Here is a 3288-nt window from a genome sequence, read left to right on the forward strand (position 1 = left end):
GGACAAACTAACGATAAGATCCAAATTGATTTCAGTTGCCAACCAGAGGAACGATTTAGTGTCAGATTAAAATTGGGAGATATAAGTATCACGGAAAAATTTATAATTTAGGTAAGCTATCAGCTATAGCGCGATTAGCGCTACAGATGGTGCTACTTGAGGTGCTTTTAAATAAAAGAGGTAAGCATTGGAATAATGCTGAGTTACATCTTTTGAATAAAACAGGTATAGCACTACGCATTAAGATGTTTGACATTTCTAAACTCCGAAACCTAGTCAATGCTTACTTTTGACTTCTGACTTCTCACTTGAGACTTGCGCGTAGCGCTATAAGCATTGGAATAATGCTGAGTTACATCAGCTGACTGCTGACCACTGACCACTGACCGCTGACCACTGACCACTGACCACTGACCGCTGAATGCTTACCCTTCAGGAACATGGGTTTACAGTGTTGACATCTCCCCCGGTTGAAACACGGGGAATTCTACAAGGTTGTTACGTCGCAGGGTGAACCCGTGCGACTTCACTTCTTGTTCGATAGGATCTAGACAGAGATGTGAACAGATCAAATCGATGCGGGAGTGTCAATGCTCCCCTACCTGCCTTGGTTAAGTCAATACCTAACTGTGCAGCTACTTTCCTAGCGATGTTGGCTGCCCCATTACAGTCGGCATTCACTAGGTGACCTTTAGAGGACTTATATAATCCACGCCTTACTCGTTTTCCATTAAACTAAGCCGAGGAGTCGCCTCCACCGACTCGTCTTCAAAACCGTACGTGACAGTTTCCTGTCATACGGCTCCTCATTATAGGAACCATTGTCATTGGTACCTCTACATTAGAACGGGTTGTCATCCAGTTCAGAGGAATCGCTACTTGATTCTTGACACTTAGGTTTGACATTAGTTCTATGTTTCGCATCGTGGCAATGGAGATGTAGTAACTCTAGGTTCTTATTTAGGTCACTTCCACCTAGTGCGCGTGGTATTATGTGATGCTTCTCTATTAAATCCTCTGACCTGAAGGTGAGACCACAGTGGGCACATTTTCCTTTTTGTCTTTTTAAAAGTTTTCCTTTTTGGGTAGACATTTCAGGATGTTTCTGCATTCTGTTACTCCAATAAATTAGGTCTCCGTCAAATGTGCTTCTGGATTCTTTTACTTTGACGTGCCTGACCACAGGGGTCTTGGCGTGCTTGGGTAGGTAGTTTTCCTCCCCTGTCATAAAGACCCAGTTGTCGATTTTCCGGGCGTCCCACGGATTCTGCGGTTTTTCAACCTTGGTTCCCCAGTATTTATTGTTTACCCAGGTCTTGGATTTGTTAGGGTGTCTTCTGTATCCCCATCTTTGAAGTTTGTAACAGAGCAAGTGGTCTAACTTCGAGAAGATTTTCTTACTAACCTGTGAGCGGTTGTAATTACACCATCCCGTTATAATAGGCCTGAGTTTGCTTATTAAAGCGGCTTGTGGAGCGGCTTTGTGGTTATCTATGACCTTTGCGAGCCGCTCGTAATGCTCTTTTACTTTCTTTTGAGATGGTTTGATTAAGGTTTTGTAGCCCTTGTTGTTTGACTGATGTTTACCCACTTCGTATTGACGTATATTGAATCCGAGGAAGTCATATCCGTTGAAAGTGTGGGTAATTCTGGTCTTACTGGGCTTCAATTCCAAGCCTATGTCTTTCAGCCAGTCCTTTATTATCTCAAGACATTCTTCTACCACTTCTTTGGATTTGTGCATGATGATGAAGTCGTCTGCGTATCGAACGAAATTGAGAGCTTTGACATTTTTTGCCTTTTGTCCGGGTAGAGTTCTTGCGAACTCTTTTATTCGTTCTTCCATTCCGTGGAGAGCTATATTCGCCAAAAGTGGAGAAATTATTCCACCTTGGGGAGTGCCCTCATCTGTAGGGTTGAATGTTCTATTATCCATTACTCCTGCCTTTAACCAGTTTTTGATTAATCGTTTCATGGATGGATAGGTATTCAGTTTTCCTAAAAGGACATCATGATTAATTTTGTCGAAACATTTGGAGATATCGGCGTCTAATACCCATTTGGGCATTTTATTGATTCCGAGAAATATTGTTTCGATGGCATCGTGACAAGACCGTCCTGGTCTGAATCCGTATGAATTAGGTTCAAAGACCGCTTCCCATTCCGGTTCTAAGGCAAGTTTGGTTAGTGCTTGGAGTGCTCGGTCATAGATAGTTGGTATACCTAGAGGACGTTTCTCATTACGACCTGGTTTATCAATCCAAACTCTACGGGTAGGTTGAGGTTTCTTATACAATTTCAGGTTGGCTACTAAGGTGAGTCGTTGCTTGTTGGTTAAAGCTTTTTTCCCATCTATTCCAGCCGTCTTTTTACCTTTATTTTGTTGAGTTACCTTCCTGACCGCTACCATCTTGGCAGACCAGGATTTCATCATAGTTTTTTGAAGCTTTCTTACCACGCGACTATCGCCACGTTGGGAGGCTCTGTAGATTCGTTTTTGCAACTTGAATACGGTTATTTCTAGCTTTCGCCAATCAACCTTACTCCATTCCGACTGTGGGGCGAACCCCCGAGTTTTAGACATGTTAATTGCTACTCATAACTCTACATTTTCCTACAACGTGAGTCTGTCAGCGTATTCTAGGTATTACCCCTAAACGTTTGCTTCTGACTCAATCTTTCCAACATAGGCCATGGGGCTAACTACCTACTCAGTGACCGACCGCCCTGAGAGTACCTATGTGGTTACTTCGTTCCTGATAACCATTCTGTGAACTTTTAGGGTGATACTGTCCGCCGGGAACTAGGGAAATCATTATAAAACCATCAATCTTTATAACCCTATGTGTTCCGTTTCTATTTGATTACAGCGTTTCAGCTATTTCGCTGTTCATGGATGACGACGGTTCAGGCGTATCTTTCTCTCGTACCCGTGAGTTCTATTGCCTAGTTAGCCACCACTTTTAGCTAGTAGTGTTTTACCGTTTGACCCCGCTTTAACCTAGAGCTTGTTAATTCTCAGTGATTAGGGGTAGGGCTGTCACTCGGATTTCGCGAGGGTTGGTATCTCACCAACATGGTTATCAAGTTATCAAGGTTTATTCCCTTGTGGCTAATCCCCCAAATCCTTATGGGATAAGGTTTCTAGCCAACGAATCGCACTGATGGCTTCCATCCACTGGGTTTTTCACCGTGTGTTGGTAATGGGTCATCATCCAGGAAAGACGCTTTGCTTGTATACGACTCTTCAGTTATTGTTAATTTGACACCATATTCAGAACAAAGTTG

At 43.0% G+C, this 3288-nt stretch carries 2 protein-coding genes and 1 pseudogene; all 3 read right to left on the reverse strand.

The genetic code is table 11. The features are described from left to right. Window positions 1-272: 272 nt before the first annotated feature. The 3 genes and pseudogenes from F6K57_RS40720 to ltrA all read right to left on the reverse strand — a co-directional run bounded on the left by F6K57_RS40720 (window position 273) and on the right by ltrA (window position 2584). The gene (locus F6K57_RS40720) at window positions 273-404 is read right to left on the reverse strand and encodes a hypothetical protein (protein WP_293074639.1); all 132 of its coding nucleotides are present in this window, start codon (window positions 402-404) and stop codon (window positions 273-275) included. 94 nt (window positions 405-498) lie between these two features. Next, window positions 499-732, reverse strand: a pseudogene (locus F6K57_RS40725) (RNA-guided endonuclease TnpB family protein); the annotation flags it as partial. Between the two features lie 109 nt (window positions 733-841). Beyond that, entirely contained in the window at window positions 842-2584 is a 1743-nt protein-coding gene (gene ltrA / locus F6K57_RS40730) for a group II intron reverse transcriptase/maturase (RefSeq protein WP_293068805.1), read from the reverse strand. Window positions 2585-3288 lie beyond the last annotated feature (704 nt).

Source organism: Moorena sp. SIO4A5 (genome assembly GCF_010672005.1).
GTDB lineage: Bacteria > Cyanobacteriota > Cyanobacteriia > Cyanobacteriales > Coleofasciculaceae > Moorena.

Bases quoted from the DNA above. Each gene is read 5' to 3' on its own strand.
- ltrA (WP_293068805.1), bottom strand. From the start codon at position 2,584: ATGTCTAAAACTCGGGGGTTCGCCCCACAGTCGGAATGGAGTAAGGTT.